This is a genomic window from Spirillospora sp. NBC_01491, from assembly GCF_036227065.1.
In the GTDB taxonomy this organism is placed as follows: domain Bacteria; phylum Actinomycetota; class Actinomycetes; order Streptosporangiales; family Streptosporangiaceae; genus Spirillospora; species Spirillospora xylanilytica.
In genome coordinates this window covers 3,904,434-3,921,916 of record NZ_CP109432.1, presented here as the reverse complement: position 1 = coordinate 3,921,916, position 17,483 = coordinate 3,904,434, and the positions used below count along the sequence as shown (strand labels likewise).

Annotated in this window: 12 protein-coding genes; 8 read left to right on the top strand and 4 right to left on the bottom strand. The window is 72.5% G+C overall.

What is annotated here, in order from left to right; all coding sequences use genetic code 11:
• Positions 1-46: 46 nt before the first annotated feature.
• The 5 genes from OHA34_RS18220 to OHA34_RS18200 all read left to right on the top strand — a co-directional run bounded on the left by OHA34_RS18220 (position 47) and on the right by OHA34_RS18200 (position 5,900).
• Positions 47-682, top strand: coding sequence for an HAD family hydrolase (locus tag OHA34_RS18220; protein ID WP_285942383.1), 636 nt, complete (start codon positions 47-49; stop codon positions 680-682).
• A gap of 12 nt (positions 683-694) precedes the next feature.
• Positions 695-1,192: a DUF6912 family protein gene (locus tag OHA34_RS18215; protein ID WP_329522298.1), complete on the top strand. Its 498-nt coding sequence runs from the start codon at positions 695-697 to the stop codon at positions 1,190-1,192.
• Positions 1,193-1,307: 115 nt separating this feature from the next.
• The gene (pruA, locus tag OHA34_RS18210) at positions 1,308-2,945 is read left to right on the top strand and encodes an L-glutamate gamma-semialdehyde dehydrogenase (RefSeq protein WP_285942380.1); all 1,638 of its coding nucleotides are present in this window, start codon (positions 1,308-1,310) and stop codon (positions 2,943-2,945) included.
• Between the two features lie 116 nt (positions 2,946-3,061).
• Positions 3,062-3,772: an HAD family hydrolase gene (locus OHA34_RS18205; protein WP_285942378.1), complete on the top strand. Its 711-nt coding sequence runs from the start codon at positions 3,062-3,064 to the stop codon at positions 3,770-3,772.
• Between the two features lie 169 nt (positions 3,773-3,941).
• The gene (locus OHA34_RS18200) at positions 3,942-5,900 is read left to right on the top strand and encodes an acetoacetate--CoA ligase (protein WP_285942377.1); all 1,959 of its coding nucleotides are present in this window, start codon (positions 3,942-3,944) and stop codon (positions 5,898-5,900) included.
• Between the two features lie 6 nt (positions 5,901-5,906).
• Here OHA34_RS18200 and OHA34_RS18195 read toward each other — a convergent pair whose 3' ends face one another.
• Positions 5,907-6,521: a hypothetical protein gene (locus tag OHA34_RS18195; RefSeq protein ID WP_329522297.1), complete on the bottom strand. Its 615-nt coding sequence runs from the start codon at positions 6,519-6,521 to the stop codon at positions 5,907-5,909.
• 292 nt (positions 6,522-6,813) lie between these two features.
• On the opposite strand from OHA34_RS18195, the gene OHA34_RS18190 reads away from it, so the two are divergent.
• Both OHA34_RS18190 and OHA34_RS18185 read left to right on the top strand, forming a co-directional pair.
• Positions 6,814-8,415, top strand: a complete 1,602-nt coding sequence (locus OHA34_RS18190) for a serine/threonine-protein kinase (RefSeq protein WP_329522296.1) — start codon at positions 6,814-6,816, stop codon at positions 8,413-8,415.
• 198 nt (positions 8,416-8,613) lie between these two features.
• The gene (locus OHA34_RS18185; protein ID WP_329522295.1) at positions 8,614-13,473 is read left to right on the top strand and encodes an NAD-glutamate dehydrogenase; all 4,860 of its coding nucleotides are present in this window, start codon (positions 8,614-8,616) and stop codon (positions 13,471-13,473) included.
• A gap of 174 nt (positions 13,474-13,647) precedes the next feature.
• Here the strand turns inward: OHA34_RS18185 and OHA34_RS18180 are convergent, their stop codons facing one another.
• Together OHA34_RS18180 and prfB are read right to left on the bottom strand one after the other, a co-directional pair.
• Positions 13,648-14,613 carry a hypothetical protein gene (locus OHA34_RS18180; RefSeq protein WP_329522294.1) on the bottom strand — a complete coding sequence of 322 codons (966 nt, stop codon included), beginning with the start codon at positions 14,611-14,613 and terminating at the stop codon, positions 13,648-13,650.
• Positions 14,614-14,737: 124 nt separating this feature from the next.
• Positions 14,738-15,847: a peptide chain release factor 2 gene (prfB, locus tag OHA34_RS18175; RefSeq protein WP_285942372.1), complete on the bottom strand. Its 1,110-nt coding sequence runs from the start codon at positions 15,845-15,847 to the stop codon at positions 14,738-14,740.
• Between the two features lie 145 nt (positions 15,848-15,992).
• On the opposite strand from prfB, the gene OHA34_RS18170 reads away from it, so the two are divergent.
• Positions 15,993-17,051, top strand: a complete 1,059-nt coding sequence (locus OHA34_RS18170; RefSeq protein WP_285942371.1) for a hypothetical protein — start codon at positions 15,993-15,995, stop codon at positions 17,049-17,051.
• Positions 17,052-17,088: 37 nt separating this feature from the next.
• Here OHA34_RS18170 and OHA34_RS18165 read toward each other — a convergent pair whose 3' ends face one another.
• The gene (locus OHA34_RS18165; RefSeq protein WP_285942370.1) at positions 17,089-17,271 is read right to left on the bottom strand and encodes a hypothetical protein; all 183 of its coding nucleotides are present in this window, start codon (positions 17,269-17,271) and stop codon (positions 17,089-17,091) included.
• Positions 17,272-17,483 lie beyond the last annotated feature (212 nt).

Here is a 17,483-nt window from a genome sequence, read left to right as displayed (position 1 = left end):
AGAACGCCGTTCGGTCCGCGGTGCCGGGATCGCCTACCATCGAACCGTGACGATCAAGGGCGTGATCACCGATTGGGGCGGGGTGCTGACCTCACCGCTGAACGACGCGGTCGGCGTGTGGCTGGAGGCCGACCGGATCGACCTGGTCCGGTACGGGTCGGTGATGCGCGCCTGGGTGAAGCAGGCGTACAGCGGCGAGGGGCTCAACCCGGTCCACGGGCTCGAGGACGGGTCGCTCGAACCCGCCGAGTTCGAGCGGCTGCTGGCCGCCGAGCTGCGCACCGTGGACGGCGGGCCGGTGGCCGCGGCGGGGCTGATCCGCCGCATGTTCGGCGCGTTCGATCCGGTCGAGCCGATGTACGAGGCGCTGCGCGCGGCCCGCGCGGCGGGGACGCGCACCGCGCTGCTGTCCAACTCCTGGGGCAACGACTACCCCCGCGACCTGTTCGCCGGCCTGTTCGACGCCGTGGTGATCTCCGGCGAGGTCGGGATGCGCAAGCCGGACGAGCGGATCTTCCGGCACGCGGTCGAGCTGATCGGGCTGGCCCCCGAGGAGTGCGTGTTCATCGACGACATCGAGCACAACATCACCGCCGCCGAGGCCTTCGGCCTCCAGGGGATCCACCACACCGACCCCGCCGCGACCATCGGGACGCTCCGCGACCTCGGCCTGCTGCGCTGAGACAATGGCGGGATGCGCGTCTACCTGCCGTCCACGCTCGCCGGTCTCGCCGGCGTCCGCACCGCCCGCGAGGCCGGTCCCGCCCCGCTCGCCGCGTACGCGGTGACCCCCGCCCTGCGCGAGTGGTACGCGGGCGGTGACGAGGAGGAGCTGGAGTACGCGGCGATGACCGCCGCCGCGCGGGCCTCCCTGCGCCTGCTCGCCGCCTCCCTCGGCGAGGCCCCGGCCCGGCGGGTGGTGCTCGCGGCCGAGATGCCCGACCAGGTCGTCCGGTCGGCGGGGGACGAGGACGCCCCGGCCCTGGTCGAGATCACCGCGGCGGTGCCGTGGAAGAGGATCGCGGCCGGTCACGTGGACGACGAGGCCGCTTCCGACGACGTGCGCGCCGCCGCGCTCGCGCTGGCCGCCGCGGGCGCGGGCGACGAGGACACCCACGTCCTCATCGACGGCGCCGAGGACCATGAGCTGCTCTGGTACGCCACCCAGGAACTCGCTCACCTGGCCGTCTGAGGGCGTCACCCGCGCACCCGCGGGTAGGTCTCGAACATCGAGGGGGTGACCTCCGCGTCGCCGGACGGGCCCCTCCCGCGCATCGACGACGATGTCGGACCTCAGGGAGCACCGTATGGACGCCGTCACCACCGTCCCCGAACCGCACAACGAACCGGCCAAGGGGTACGCGCCCGGCAGCGCCGAGCGGGCCGCGCTGGAGACCCGGATCGGGGAGCTCGCCGGCGGGCACACCGAGCTGACCATGACGATCGGCGGCGAGCGGCGGCTCGGCGGGGGCGCGCCCATCGACCTGGTCGAGCCGCACGACCACGGGCACGTGCTCGGCCGGATGGGGAACGCGACGGCCGCCGACGTGGGCGCCGCGATCGACGCGGCCCGCGAGGCGGCCCCGGGCTGGCGGGCGACGCCGTTCGACGACCGGGCCGCGATCCTGCTCAGGGCGGCCGACCTGCTGGCGGGACCGTGGCGGTCCACGGTGAACGCCGCCACCATCCTCGGGCAGTCCAAGTCGATCCAGCAGGCGGAGATCGACGCGGCCTGCGAGCTGATCGACTTCTGGCGGTTCAACGTCGACTTCGCCCGCCGGATCCACGCCCAGCAGCCCAGCTCCCCGCCCGGGGTGTGGAACCGGATGGAGTACCGGCCGCTGGAGGGCTTCGTCCTGGCGATCACCCCGTTCAACTTCTCCGCGATCGCCGGGAACCTGCCGACCGCGCCCGCGCTGATGGGCAACGTGGTGGTGTGGAAGCCGGCGCAGACCCAGCAGCTCGCCGCGCACTTCACCCTGCGGGTGCTGGAGGAGGCGGGGCTGCCGCCCGGCGTGGTCAACCTGGTCACCGGGGACGGGCGGGCGGTGTCGGAGGCGGCGCTGCCGCGGCCCGACCTCGCCGGGATCCACTTCACCGGCTCGACCGGCACCTTCCAGCACCTGTGGCGGACGGTCGGCGAGAACATCGGCGGCTACCACGGCTACCCGAGGGTGGTCGGCGAGACCGGCGGCAAGGACTTCGTGGTCGCGCACGCCTCCGCCGACCCGGCGGTGCTGAAGACCGCGCTGATCCGGGGCGCGTTCGAGTACCAGGGGCAGAAGTGCTCGGCCGCGTCCCGCGCCTACGTCCCCCGCTCGCTCTGGAACCGGATCCGCGACGACCTGTGCGCCGAGGTCGACGCGCTCACCATGGGGAACGTCGGCACCGACCTGTCGGCGTTCATGGGCGCGGTGATCGACGAGCGGGCGTTCGCCAAGCACCGGACCGCGATCGAGCGGGCCGCGGCGCTCGACACCGTCCGGATCCTGGCCGGCGGCGACCTGGACGACTCGGTGGGCTACTTCGTCCGGCCGACCGTCCTGGAGTGCTCCGACCCGGACGACGAGATCTTCACCACCGAGTACTTCGGGCCGATCCTCGGCGTCCTGGTGTACGACGACGGCGACTACGACGCGATGCTCGCCCAGATGGAGGGCGTCGCGCCGTACGGGCTGACCGGCGCGATCGTCGCGCGGGACCGGGCGGTGATCGCGGACGCGACCGAGCGGCTGCGGTTCGCGGCGGGCAACTTCTACGTCAACGACAAGCCGACCGGCGCGATCGTCGGGCAGCAGCCGTTCGGCGGGGCGCGGGCCAGCGGCACCAACGACAAGGCCGGCTCGATCTTCAACCTGATGCGCTGGGTGAACGTCCGGTCGATCAAGGAGACGTTCGTCCCGGCCACCGACCACCGCTACCCCCACATGGGCACCCGGCCGTGACCCCCGGCACGGTTGCGGGAAGGGCCCGGCAGGGCCGACGATAAGCTCGCCCGCACCGGCTGTGGTGCGGGCGGAGCCGGTGTCGCACGGCACCCTCGGACGCGCATGGGAACGGGATGTCGACGCTGAACCGTCTGGTGCTGTGGAACATCGATCACACGCTGGTGGACGTCGGACGGGTCACCAGGGAGTCCTACGCCGAGGCGTTCCAGCGCACCACCGGGCGCCCGCTGGTGCGGCTGCCGCCGACCCCGGGCCGGACCGAGTCCGAGCTCATCTTCGAGACGCTGGCGTTCAACGACGTGGTCACCACCGACGACCACCTGCCCGCGTTCATGACCGCGCTCGCCGAGGCGTTCGCCGCCCGCCGCGGCGACCTGCGGACGCACGGCCGGGTGCTGGCCGGGGCCCGCGAGGCCGTCGAGGCGCTGTCGCGCGTGCCGGGCCTGGTGCAGTCGGTGCTGACCGGGTCGGTCCGGCCGAACGCGGTGCTGAAACTGACCGAGCTGGGCCTGGCCGCGCACCTCGACCTCGACGGCGGCGGCTACGAGAACGGCGTCTACAGCAAGGCGGCGCTGCTGGAGCTGGCCCGCACCCGGGCGGCGGAGCGGCACGGCACGCCGTTCCCCGAGTCGACGACCGTCTACATCGCCGACTCGCCGCGCGACGTCCAGGCCGCGCACATCGCCGGATCCCCGATCATCGCGGTCGCCACCGGCAGCGCCACCGAGGCCGAGCTCCGCGCGGCGGGCGCCGACATCGTCCTGGCGACCCTGGCCGACACGCGCGCCCTGGTCACCGCCGTCGCCGACCTCACCCGGCTGTGACCGCCCGGACGAGCCTCCGCACCCGGCCGTGACCGTCTGACGGAGGCCCGTCATGGGAAGGTTCGGCGGAGACCCGGATCGTGATCGCGGAGCTTGCGCGGGCCGCCGGGCGGGCCCGATATTGGGAGAGGCCGCGCGACCCGCCGCGGCCTCCGGGAGGGAAGTGCACATGTCCGGTGACCAGCAGATCTCCGAGGGCGTACCGCTGTGGGAGCCCGCCGCGGACGTCGTCGCGAACGCACGGGTCACGCACTTCACGCACTGGCTGTGGGACCGGGGCGTGCTGACCGAGTCCTACGACGAGCTGTGGCGCTGGTCGGTGACCGAGGTCGACGCGTTCTGGGACGCGATCTGGAGCTACTTCGGCGTGGTCGGCGAGCGCGGCGACGGCCCGGTCCGGTCGGGCGGGCCGATGCCGGTCGACGGGCTGCGCTGGTTCCCGGGCGCGACGGTCAACTACGCCGCCAACGCGCTGCGGCACGCCGGGCGGACCCCGGACGACGCCGCCGTGGTGTTCCGGTCCGAGGCGGGCGGGCACCGGGTGCTGACGCACCGCGAGCTGGCCGCGCACGTCGCCGAGGTCCGCGCGGGCCTGGCCGCGCTGGGCGTCGGGAGGGGCGACCGGGTGGCGGCGTACCTGCCCAACATCCCCGAGGCGCTGATCTGCTTCCTGGCCGCCGCCTCGCTCGGCGCGATCTGGTCCTCGTGCTCCCCGGACTTCGGCTCGTCCTCGGTGATCGACCGGTTCGCCCAGATCGAGCCCAAGGTGCTGATCGCGGTCGACGGGTACGCCTACAACGGCCGCCGGTTCGACCGCCGCGCCGCCGTCGCCGAGATCGAGGCCGCCCTCCCCACGCTGAACGCGACCGTCCTGGTGCCCTACCTCGACCCGGCGGCGCGTCCGGACGGGCTGCGCCACGGGGTCGCCTACGCCGACCTGCCGCGGCCCGGCCACGCGATGGAGTTCGAGGACGTCCCGTTCGACCACCCGCTGTGGGTCGTGTACTCCTCGGGCACCACCGGCCTGCCCAAGCCGATCGTGCACGGCCACGGCGGCGTCGTCCTCGAACACCTCAAGGCGCTCTCCTTCCACCAGGACCTCGGGCCCGAGGACGTGTTCTGCTGGTACACCACCACCGGCTGGATGATGTGGAACTACCTCATCGGCGGCCTGCTGGTCGGCTCCACCGTCGTGATGTACGACGGCGCGCCCCTCGACCTGTGGAAGCTGGCCGCCGACACCGGCGTCACCTACCTGGGCGTCGGCGCCCCCTACATCCAGGCGTCGGTCAAGGACGGCCGCCGCCCCGGCGCGGAGTTCGACCTGTCGGCGCTGCGCGGCATCGGCTCCACCGGCTCGCCGCTGCCGCCCGAGGGGTTCGCCTGGGTGTACGACGCGGTCGGCGCGGACCTGCTGCTCGGCTCGTTCTCCGGCGGCACCGACCTGTGCACCGGCTTCGTCGGCCCCTCGCCGCTGCTGCCGCTGTACGCGGGCGTGATCCAGTGCCGCGGCCTCGGCGCCAAGGTCGAGGCCTACGACGACGCGGGCGAGCCCGTGCTGGACGAGGTCGGCGAGCTGGTCATCACCGAGCCGATGCCCTCGATGCCGGTGTCGTTCTGGGACGACCCGCGCGGCGAGCGCTACCGCGAGTCCTACTTCGACACCTATCCCGGCGTGTGGCGGCACGGCGACTGGATCAAGATCAGGCCGGACGGCGGCGCGGTCATCTACGGCCGCTCCGACTCCACCCTCAACCGCGGCGGCGTCCGGATGGGCACCTCCGACTTCTACCGGGTGGTCGAGGCGTTCGACGAGGTCGCCGACAGCCTGGTCATCGACACCGGCCGGCTCGGCCGCGAGGGCCGGCTGATCCTCTACGTCCAGCTCGGCGAGGGCGCCGAGCTGGACGACGACCTGACCGGACGGCTCAAGCGCGAGATCCGCTCGGCGCTGTCGCCCCGGCACGTCCCGGACGAGATCCACCGGGTGCCGGGCGTCCCGCGCACGCTGTCGGGGAAGAAGCTGGAGGTCCCGGTCCGCAAGATCCTGCTCGGCACGCCGGTCGACGAGGCCGCCAACCGGGACTCGATGGCCAACCCCGAGGTGCTCGAGCACTTCGTCCCCTGAGCGGGGTCAGGGGCGGCGGCGGGCGGCGTAGGCGAGGATGTCGCGGCGCCGGTAGAGGCGGCGGACGCGTCCGCCGCCGAGGGGCTCCTCGCGCGCCGGCTCGGGCCAGCCCGCGGGGGGCCGCCGGGGGTAGACGGTGACGCTCGTCTGCGCCAGCCCGAGGATGCGGGCCACCTCGGCGAGCGTGACCAGGTCGTCGGGATCGCCGCCGTCGTCGCCGTCCCGGTCGCCGTCCTCTTCGAGGGCGGCGTACCAGGCGTCCCATTCGGACGCGTCCCAGTAGAGGGCCTTGCCCGACCGGTGGACGACCTCGGGGTGGCCGTTGGCGGCGCGTCCGGCCCAGAGTTGCTTGAGCCGGTGCCGGCTCAGGCCGTGCCCGGCGGCCAGCTCGTCGCGGGTCGCCAGCCCCGGCGGAACCCCCGGCGCCGCACCGCGGGACGCGTACCAGCGGTCCCATGCCTCAGCGTCCCAGACGAGCTGCGACCCGACCGTGCCGGCCGCGTCCGGGTGCCCGTTGGCGTCCCGTTCCCGGTACCACTTCTCCAGCGTGCTGCGGCCGAGGCCGTGCGCGGCCATCAGGTCGGCCCGGGTGTAGGCGCGGCGTCCGTCGAGCGCGGTCATCCCGGCATTCTCGCAGGGGCACGTTCTGAAATCTTCGGCGGAACGGCGGCCGACCTGGTGAGATGTCGTTCATGGCGAAAACCGCGGCCGAGACCGGAGGCGCCCGCCACTAAGGTGTATCCGAACCAGCCGTGACCGTGCGGAAGCCCCAGGTCGGATCGCGCTGTGCGGTCGGAGGGACGGGTGAACCTCCCCCGGGGCTCGGGCGTCACACAAGCGGAGCTTCGGCCCGTGCCGACCCGGACCGCGGTCCGTTCGGCCCGTTCGATTCGAGAGAGGGACGGTTCCCCACATGGAGGTTGCGGCACTGCGGCCCGGTGACCCGGAGCAGCTGGGGCCGTACGCCCTGATCGGACGGGTGGGTGAGGGCGGCCAGGGCGCGGTGTTCCTCGGCGAGGCCGAGGACGGCCGCCGGGTCGCGCTCAAGCTCCTGCACTCCGAGCTGACCTCCGACGACCGGGCCCGCGCCCGGTTCCTGCGCGAGCTGGAGGTCGCCAAGCGGGTCGCGCCGTTCTGCACCGCCCAGGTGATCGACGCCGACGCGACCGGCGACCGGCCCTACATCGTCAGCGAGTATGTGCCGGGGCCCTCGCTCAACGAGCACGTGCTGGAGTCGGGCCCGCTCACCGGGGCAGACCTCGACCGGCTGGCGGTCGGCACCGCCACCGCGCTCGCGGCGATCCACCAGGCCAAGATCATCCACCGTGACTTCAAGCCGCACAACGTGCTGATCGGCCCGGACGGGCCGCGCGTGATCGACTTCGGCGTGGCGCGGGCGATCAGCGGTTCCACCACGCTCACCAGCAAGGTGATCGGCACCCCGTCCTACATGGCGCCCGAGCAGTTGCAGGGCGACGAGATCGGCACCGCCGCCGACGTGTTCTGCTGGGCCGCGACGCTGGCGTTCGCGGCGACCGGCGAGCCGCCGTTCGGGCAGGACAGCATCCCGGCTGTCATCAACCGGATCCTGCACCAGGAGCCCGAGCTCGGCGGGCTCAGCGGGCCGCTGCGCGACCTGGTCGAGGACTGCATGAGCAAGGACGCGGCGCTCCGGCCGGGGGCCCGGCAGGTGCTGATGCGGCTGCTCGGCCACGACGAGGCGGCGGCCCCGGCCGCCGAGAGCCCGAATCCGGCCGCCGCCGCGCTGGCGGACGACGACACCGACGGCACCGCGATGCTGGAGGTCGGCAGCGTGCTGGCCGCCCAGGCGCCCATCGCCGCCGGATTCGAGCCCGACCCGGATTCCGACCCAGGCTTCGATCCGGGCACCGGCTTCGACCGCGACCGCGACTATGACCATGGCCTCGCCTCCGTGGCGGACCCGGGCGCCGGCGGCGAGCCCGCGCGGCTGCCGAGCCCGGCCGAGTGGGCGGCGCAGAACACCCTGCCCAGGGGCGCGGCGGGCGGCGGCAACCCGCTCCGCGCCGCCCTGGCCGGACGGCACCGTCCCGCCGTGCTGGCCGGCGCGGGCGCGCTCATCATCGCGGTCGTGGTCGCCTCGGTGGCGCTGGCGCTCGGCTCGGGCGACAAGGGCAAGGCGGGGCAGACGGTCGGCGACCCGAGCGACAGCCCGCTGCCGACCAGCCAGACCGCGCTGCCGAGCCCGGTCCGCACGCACAGCTACGTCCCCGTGGACCCCGAACCGCCGGTCACCGAGACGCCCACCGAGCCGGGCCCGTCGACCGAGGTGCCGACGAGCCCGGCCGAGACGGGCCCGCCGGCCGAGGAGACCCCGACCACGACGCCGACCACGCATCCGTCCGACCCCCCGACCACGCCGACCAAGAGCCCCGACCCGACGACCGAGCCCCCGGACGAGCCCGGCACCGAAACCCCCGTCACCCCGGGCGGACGGGGCCAGGGCACGGGCGCCGCGGCCCTGCCGCAGGGTTGATCCGGCCGTCCCCCGGACCCGCGCGGTGATCAACCGATTACGTTGATCACGGTGAGTCGGGTCCGGCGGGCTGGCAGGGTGGTGAGGACCACGTACACCTCGCGCTCAAGCAGGTCGGCTTTCGGATGATTCCTGACTACGCTGACCCAGTGAGCAGCGCCACAACGAGGTGGCGAAGGGTCTCATAGGGGAGTGTTGATGGGCGGCAAGCTCGAACAAGCGAAGGACGATCTGCTCCGGAGGGCGGCGGAGACCTGCGCCCAGCCGCCGGGCGGGTCCGGCGGCGATCTGGAGGAGGCGGTTGCCTACCTCCGGCTCTACTACCGCCATGTGGCGCCCGAGGATCTGCTCGCCCGCGACCCGGCCGACATCTACGGGCCCGCGATGGCGCACCGCAGGCTCGGCGAGGAACGGCCCCAGGGGCGCGCGAAGGCCCGGGTCTTCACCCCCTCGGTCGAGGAGAACGGCTGGGACCCGGGGCACACCATCGTGCAGATCGTCACCGACGACATGCCGTTCCTGGTCGACTCGGTGACGATGGAGCTGAGCCGGCACCAGCTGGCCACCCACCTGATCGTCCACCCGCTGCTCGGCGTCGACCGCGACGTGGCCGGGCACCTGCGCGCGTTCCGCGGCAAGCTCGACGGCGACGGCGACGGCGACGGCGACGGCGACGGCGTCGAGTCGTGGATGCACATCGAGATCGACCGCACCAGCGACCGGGCCCTGCTCGACCGGCTCGAACGCGACCTGCTGCGGGTGCTGAACGACGTGCGGGTCGCGGTCGAGGACGCGCCGCGGATGCGGGCCCGCGCCGCCGAGATCGCCGCCGAGATCGGGACGAACCCGCCGCCGCTGCCGGCCAAGGAGCGCGACGAGGGCGTCGAGCTGCTCGAGTGGCTCGGCGACGGGCACTTCACCTTCCTCGGCTACCGCGACTACACCCTCACCGAGGACGGCGCCGCGCTGCGCCCCGAGCCGGGCACCGGCTTCGGCATCCTGCGCAACGACAAGCATGAGTCCGGCAGCTTCGCCGCGCTGCCGCCCGAGGTCCGCGAGAAGGCCACCGAGAAGCACCTGCTCGTGCTGACCAAGGCCAACTCCCGGTCCACCGTGCACCGCTCGGCCTACCTCGACTACATCGGCGTGAAGAAGTTCGACGCGGCCGGCGAGGTGATCGGCGAGCGCCGGTTCCTCGGCCTGTTCACGCACGTCGCCTACAGCGAGTCGATCGCGCACATCCCGGTGCTCAAGGGCAAGCTCGACGAGGCGCTGCGGCTCGCCGGGTTCAGCCCCGACAGCTACGACGGCCAGGACCTGATCGAGATCCTGGAGAGCTACCCGCGCGACGAGCTGTTCCAGATCTCCGTCGACGACCTGCTGAAGATCGCGCTCGGCGTGCTGCGGCTGCGCGAGCGCCGCCAGCTCAAGCTGTTCCTGCGCAAGGACCTGTACGGCCGGTTCATGTCGTGCATGGTGTACCTGCCGCGGGACCGCTACACCACCAAGATCCGGCTGCGCATCCAGGAGCTCCTGCGCCGCGCGTTCGACGGCGTCAGCGTCGACTACAGCGCCAACGTGACCGAGTCGATGCTGGCCCGGCTGCACGTGGTCGTGCGCGGCGAGCGCGGCCGGCCGCTGCCGATCGTCGACGTCGACGAGCTGGAGGCGCGGCTCGCGTCCGCGACCCGGTCGTGGGAGGACGACCTGTCCGACGCGATCGTCGAGCAGTGCGGAGAGGAACGTTCCGGAGTCTTCGGCCGCCGCTACGGCGACGCGTTCCCCGAGGGCTACAAGGCCGACTTCCCGGCCCGTACGGCCGTTTCCGACCTGCGCCGGCTCGACGAGCTCACCGAGGACGCCGACACCTCGATCAGCCTGTACGAGCCGTTCAACGCCGAGCCCGGCGAGCGCCGGCTGAAGATCTACCGGCTGGGCGAGCCGATCTCGCTGTCCCGGGTGCTGCCGCTGCTCCAGAACATGGGCGTCGAGGTGATCGACGAGCGGCCCTACGAGATCATGCCGGCCGACCGGCGCCGCGCCTGGGTCTACGACCTCGGGCTGCGCTACGAGCCGCCGGCCGGCACCGCCGAGGAGGCCGTCAAGGAGCTGTTCCAGGACGCGTTCATCGCGCTCTGGCGCGGTGAGATCGAGAACGACGGCTTCAACGCGCTGGTCCTGCACGTCGGGCTCAACTGGCGGCAGGCGATGATCCTGCGCGCCTACGCCCTCTACCTGCGGCAGACCGGCACCACCTTCTCCAAGCGCTACATCGAGCAGGTGCTGCTGGGGAACGCGCAGATCACCCGGCTGCTGATCCGGCTGTGGGAGAGCCGCCTCGACCCGTCCATCGCGGGCGGGCACGAGGAGCGCAGCGCCGGCATCGCCGAGGAGCTGAACGGCAAGCTCGACGAGGTCGCCAGCCTCGACGAGGACCGCATCCTGCGCGCCTACCTGGCGATGATCCAGGCGACCCTGCGCACCAACCACTACCAGCGCAAGCCCTACCTGGCGCTGAAGTTCGACCCCGGGCAGATCCCGGACCTGCCGCTGCCCCGACCCAACTTCGAGATCTTCGTGTACTCGCCGACGGTCGAGGGCGTGCACCTGCGCTTCGGCTCGGTCGCCCGCGGCGGGCTGCGCTGGTCGGACCGGCGCGAGGACTTCCGCACCGAGATCCTCGGGCTGGCCAAGGCGCAGGCGGTGAAGAACACCGTGATCGTCCCGGCCGGTGCCAAGGGCGGCTTCGTGGGCAAGCAGCTGCCCGACCCGTCCGCCGACCGTGAGGCCTACATCCAGGCCGGGATCGCCTGCTACAAGGACTTCATCTCCGGGCTGCTCGACCTCACCGACAACCTGGTCGACGGCGAGGTGGTGCCGCCCGAGAAGGTGGTGCGGCACGACGCCGACGACACCTACCTGGTCGTCGCCGCGGACAAGGGCACCGCCACGTTCTCCGACCTCGCCAACGAGGTCGCCGCGTCCTACGGCTACTGGCTCGGCGACGCGTTCGCCTCCGGCGGCTCGGTCGGCTACGACCACAAGGGCATGGGCATCACCGCGCGCGGCGCGTGGGAGTCGGTGAAGTACCACTTCCGCTCGCTCGGCAAGGACATTCAGAACGAGCCGTTCACCGTCGTCGGCGTCGGCGACATGTCCGGTGACGTGTTCGGCAACGGCATGCTCCTGTCGGAGCACACCCGGCTGGTCGCCGCGTTCGACCACCGGCACATCTTCATCGACCCCGACCCCGACGCCGCCCGCTCCTTCCAGGAGCGCAGGCGGATGTTCGAGCTGCCGCGCAGCTCCTGGGCCGACTACGACGCCTCGCTGATCTCCAAGGGCGGCGGGGTGTTCCCGCGCACCGCCAAGTCGATCAAGCTGACCGGGCAGATCCGGGCCGCGCTCGGCATCGCCGACGAGGTCAAGGCGCTCACCCCGTTCGAGCTGATCCGCGCGGCGCTGAGCGCGCCGGTCGACCTGCTCTGGAACGGCGGCATCGGCACCTACGTCAAGGCCGCCTCCGAGAACAACGCCGACGTGGGCGACAAGGCCAACGACCCGGTCCGGGTCGACGGCGGCACGCTGCGCTGCAAGGTGGTCGGCGAGGGCGGCAACCTCGGCGTCACCCAGCTCGGCCGGATCGAGTTCGCCCGCACCGGCGGACTGATCAACACCGACTTCATCGACAACTCCGCCGGGGTGGACACCTCCGACCACGAGGTCAACATCAAGATCCTGCTCGACCAGGTGGTCCGCGACGGCGAGCTGACCCGCAAGCAGCGCGACCACCTGCTGTACGAGATGACCGACGAGGTCGGCGGGCTTGTGCTGGGCGACAACTACGCGCAGAACGTGGTGCTCGCCGCCGCCCGCGCGCAGGCCGCGGGCCTGCTGCACGTGCACGCCCGCTACCTGCGCCGGCTGGAGCGGTCCGGCAGCCTCAAGCGCCGGCTGGAGTCTCTGCCCGACGACAAGGCGCTCGCCGAGCGGCGGCAGACCGGCGACGGGCTGACCAGCCCCGAGTTCGCCGTCCTGCTGGCCTACGCCAAGCTCACGCTGGACCAGGAGATGGTCGCCTCCGACCTCGCCGACGACCCCTACCTGGAGTCGTGGCTGGTCGACTACTTCCCGACCCCGCTGCGCGAGCGGTTCCAGGGCCACATGGACCGGCACCCACTGCGCCGCGAGATCATCACCACCGCGGTGGTGAACGACGTGGTCAACAACTCCGGCACCACGTTCGTGTTCCGGATGAACGAGGAGACCGGCGCGTCGTCGTCCGACATCGCCCGCGCTTACCTGGTCGCCCGCGAGGTCTTCGACATGCCGCGGTTCTGGCGCAGCGTCGAGGGCCTGTCGCACCAGGTCGACGAGTCCACCCAGATCGCGATGCTGCTGGAGGCGCGCAAGCTCACCGAGCGCGGCGCCCGCTGGCTGCTGCACAACCGGCGGCCCCCGTTCGACATCCGCGAGACGATCGACTTCTTCGCCCCCGGCGCGGTCGCGCTCGGCCCGCAGCTCCCCAAGCTGCTGGTCGGCCTCGACCTGGCCGCGTTCGAGCAGCGCCGCGACGGCTTCGCCGAACTGGGCGTGCCGGACGAGCTGGCCGAGCAGTGCGCGATGCTGGTCGCCGCCTACTCCACCTTCGACCTGGTGGAGATCGCGCATGACAGCGGCCGGCCGGTGGAGGAGGTCGCCGAGGTCTACTTCGACCTGGCCGACCGGCTCCAGCTCTCCCGGCTGCGCGAGCGGATCATCGCGCTGCCGCGCGACGACCGGTGGCGCTCGATGGCCCGCTCGGCGCTCCGCGACGACCTGTACGCCGCGCACGCCGCGCTGACCAGGGACGTGCTGCTGAGCAGCCTGCCCGGCGCGCTGCCCGAGGAGCGCATGGGGCACTGGGGCGACAAGAACCAGACCGCGGTGTCGCGGGCCCAGCAGACGCTCAGCGAGATCTGGGAGAGCGACAGCTTCGACCTGGCCACCCTGTCGGTGGCGCTCGGCTCGATCCGCACCCTGGTCACCGCGAGCGCCCTGCCCACCACCGAGGCGTGAGCACCGCGCCCGCCGGACGGTCCTGCGACCATCCGGCGGGCGCCGCCGCGGCCGGCGACCGGACCACCCGGCACCACGAGCGCGAATCTGCGCATTCTAGGAAAGACGCCGGGTGCCGGTGCGGGGCCGCTGCAGCGGTCAAGAAGAGCGGAATCGCACCGGCACCCGACGAGATCAGGAGCCCCGGACGGCGATGGCCTTGCGGTACATGCCGGTGACCGTGGCGCGGCCCTCGGGTGGAACGGTGGCCAGATACTGGACCAGCACGGTGGTGTCCATCCGCCTCCTGGCGGCCCGGGCCGGGACGAGCCCGACCAGGTCACCGCTCACTGCCAGCCTGCCCCGCCTGGCGCTGGTGTACGCCTCGTTCTGCCGGACGAGGTACCAGACCAGGGCGCCGCGGTCCTTGGTGCGCAGCGCGTAGACCGGGGACGGCGCGGCGCTGAACCGGGAGGCGAGCGCCACCCCGGCGCGCTTGAGGTCGGCCTGGCCCTGCCGGAGCGCGCCGTACGCCTCGTCGGTCTTGGGACCGGGGGCCAGCACGGCCGCACCGGGCGCCGCCGGGCCGGAGGTGAGCAGCGCGGCGTGCGCCGCCGCGAGACCGGCGGGCGGCACCGCCAGCCCCTCGGCTCCGGGCTTGACCGGCGTGGCGTAGCCGCCGGGGTCGAGCGCGACCCGGCTCAGCGCGGCGTCGGCGGGGAACGGGTCGGCGGTCAGCAGCCACGGCTCCCCGGGCCGGGCCTGGGTGAACAGCAGCGCGTGCCGCAGCGCCCGCCCGCCCGGCCCGGTGACCGCGGCGGCGGCGAACCAGCGCGGGTAGCCGGCCATCCGGGGGATGTAGAACTCGGGCTTGGCGAACGCCAGGGCGGGCGACCTCTGCCGGGAGGCCCGCCGGAACTTGAACGCGGCGGTGTCCATCGCGAGCTGGGGATCGGCCTGGACAGCGGGTAGCGCGGCGCCGTCGAGGTTCGCACCGGCCCTGGCCACCGCGGCGGTGTACCGGTCGAGCACCCGCCGCGCCTGGTCCTTGGTGAGCGCGGGAGGTTCGGCGCCCGCCGAGGAGTCGCTCCCGCAGGCCGCCGTGGCGGCGAGCAGGAACGACGGCAGCAGCAGTGCGGTGCCGACGGTGCGTGCGGGCATACAGGCCCCCGAAGGAGAGGCGGTCCGATCCACTCGGAATCCTCGCAGAGTGATCGAGTGATCACGTAGCGAATTCGAAATGAGCGCTATGTTTCGGACGCCCCTCCGGGGGCCTGAAGCCTGTCTAGCCGGCCTCCTGCTGCCGCATCCAGCGGATCTCGGCCTCGATGAACTCGTCGATCTCGCCGTCGAGCACCGCGGTCGGGTTGCCCACCTCGACGCCGGTGCGCAGGTCCTTGACGATCTGGTACGGATGCAGAACGTAGTTGCGGATCTGCGTGCCCCAGCTACTGGTGCCCTCGCCGCGCAGCTGCGACATCGCGGCGGCCTCCTCCTGCCGCTTGCGCTCCAGCAGCTTGGCCTGGAGCACGTTCATCGCCGTGGCCTTGTTCTGGAGCTGGCTGCGCTCGTTCTGGCAGGAGACCACGATCCCGGACGGGATGTGGGTGATGCGCACCGCCGAGTCGGTGGTGTTGACGCCCTGGCCGCCGGGGCCCGAGGACCGGTAGACGTCGATGCGCAGCTCGCTCTCGTCGATGTCGACGTGGTCGCTCTGCTCCACCACCGGCACGACGTCGAGCCCCGCGAACGAGGTCTGCCGCCGTCCCTGGTTGTCGAACGGCGAGATGCGCACCAGGCGGTGCGTGCCGTGCTCGCCGCGCAGCGTGCCGTAGGCGTAGGGGGCCCTCACCGTGAAGGTGGTCGACTTGATGCCGGCCTCTTCGGCGAAGGAGGTCTCGTAGATCTCGGTCGGGTAGCCGTGCCGCTCGGCCCAGCGCAGGTACATCCGCTGGAGCTGCTGGGCCCAGTCGGCGGCGTCCACCCCGCCCGCCTGGGCGTTGATGGTCACCAGCGCGGCCCGCTCGTCGTACTCGCCCGACATCAGGGTGCGCACTTCGAGCTGCTGGACCGCCTTGTGCAGCCCGGCCAGCTCGTCGTCGGCCTCCTTGCGGGCGTCGGCGTCCTCCATCTCGCGCGCGAGTTCGTAGAGCGTGCCGGCGTCGTCGAGGCGCTGGCGCAGGGCCTCGACCTTGCCCAGCTCGCTCTCGAGGTACGACAGCCGTCGCGTCACCGACTGGGCGCGCTCCTGGTCGTTCCACAGGTCCGGGTCGGCCGACTGCTCGCGCAGCTCGGCGATGTCGCGCCGCATGCCGTCGAGATCCAGCACCTGCTCGATGCCGGCGAGGGTCGAGCCGAGCTCCTTGAGCTGATCTTCGGGTTCGATTCCTGCCACGCTCTCGAGCCTATCGTCGTCGCGGAGTGCCCGAGCGTCCGCACAATACCCTGTGAGTGGCAGAATCACGCTCATCATCACGGGTCATCGTCGCGGAACCGGTTCCGCTCGGACGAGCCAAGCGGAAGGGCCGGGGGTAGCGGCGGTGCAGAGGACCACGCGGGCGGTGGCGGCGGCGGTGTTGCTGCTGGCGGCCCCGCTCGCCGGCGCGGGTTGCGCCGACAGCAAGTCCGAGGCGCGCCCGAGCCCCGTCCCCACCCTCTCGCCGCCGGTGCCGGTGGACCTCACCCCGCGGGTCGCCGAGCGCCAGTTCCGCACCTACGTGACCAACGAGGACGTGGCCCGGTCGGCGGGGGACGAGCGGCTCGCGCTCACCTGGACCTCCGACGGCCAGTCGGCGATCACCGCCGCCGACTTCCGCAGGGCGGCGTTCGACGGCGACCCGGTCGAGCGGTACGAGTACGGCGAGGCGAAGCTGTACGTGCCGAAGCTGAAGCCCGAGTCCTATCCCCAGTGGTTCGTGGCGTCGGTGCCGCGCACCGTCCAGGGCAAGAAGAAGAGCACCCGCACCGCGCTGATGGCGTTCATGCTGCGCGGCGCGTCCGACCGCTGGCGGCTCAGCCTGACCACGCTCCTGGCGCCCAAGGCCAGGGAGCCCAAGGTGCTGATCGACCGCGACGGGTACGCAACGCCGCTGGCGACCGGCGACGACTCGGTGCTGATCCGGCCCCGCGACGTGCCGGGCATCCAGGCGACGATCGCCTCGGAGGGCCCCGGCAGCGTGGCTGCCAAGGTGATGAGGTCCGGACCCGTCACGACCGGGTACTACCGGCAGACGAACGTGGCCAGGAAGAAGGCCAGGGCCAAGGACCTGGTCCTCCAGCTCGTCTACACGGCGACGCCTTACCAGTACTTCCCGCTGCGCACCCTGCACGGCGGCGGGATGGTGCTCTACTCGATGTTCCGCAGCAGCGTCATCGGCACGCCGGACGGCTCGACGGAGAAGCCGCCGATCCCGCCGGAGGCCGCCCACCTGCTGGACGGCACCGTCGAGGGCACCGTGATCAACATGGCGGAGACGCTCCAGTTCGCCACCTACGTCCCGGGCACGGTCAAGGGCGGCAAGTCGCAGCCGAAGGCCGACGTGGTCGCCAACACCGGAGCGGTCACCAAGGCGAGCACGCCGCCCATCAAGAAGCCCTGAGCCCTGCCGGGCGGCTACGAGCGGCCCGGGCGTGCCGTCAGTACACCCGCTGGAGCACCAGGGCCGCGAACAGCGCCACGACGAGCACGGCCAGAACCAGGTACGGCGAGAGGGAAGGGCCGTGCCGGTGCATCTCGGAACGGGCGGCCCGGCAAGTGGGGCAGCGCGCCTCGGCCACCGGATGCGAGCACTGAGCGCAGATCAGATGTTCGCAGCTCATGGGGCTGCCTCTCCTCATAGGGAAGTTCCTGTCACTGAGAACTTTAGGTGCTATTCCGCGGTATTCCGTCTGCCCCGACTGTAAAGTCCTGATGCAAGCCGGGGCCGGCCGGGTCGAGGTGGTCGAGTCCCACCTCTACACTGCACGAGGGCCGAACGGTCGACGACCGTGCGGCCCGGGAGTCCCCGCCGGTGCGCGGCGCTTGACCGCCG